Origin of the sequence: Prevotella illustrans, from assembly GCF_017426725.1 — a bacterium.
Lineage (GTDB): Bacteria > Bacteroidota > Bacteroidia > Bacteroidales > Bacteroidaceae > Prevotella > Prevotella illustrans.
Genome location: NZ_JAERMS010000115.1, coordinates 1 through 271 on the forward strand (window position 1 = coordinate 1; position 271 = coordinate 271).

Sequence of the window (271 nt, forward strand, 5' to 3'; positions counted from 1 at the left end):
GAATAGGAAGTGATATCTATGAAATGGTTATCACGAATATTAACAGTAATAGTGACCATGTCTATGGCGTGTGGTGCATTGATATTTAATCGTAGACATCAGCTAAAGGCGAAAACGCTGAACTTCAATCATAAATCATTAACAATTATTATTCCGGCTAGAGACGAAGAAAAAAGAATAGGTCATTTACTACATTCGATAATACAACAGCAAGTTCCAGTAGATGTCATTGTTATGAATGACGGATCGACAGATGAAACAGCACGTGTAG

1 protein-coding gene is annotated in these 271 nt (G+C 35.8%); it reads left to right on the plus strand.

Features of this window, described 5'->3' with window-relative positions:
- Positions 1-18: 18 nt before the first annotated feature.
- On the plus strand, positions 19-271 hold a 253-nt coding region (locus JHU38_RS12330), incomplete at its 3' end, for a glycosyltransferase family A protein (protein ID WP_207859434.1).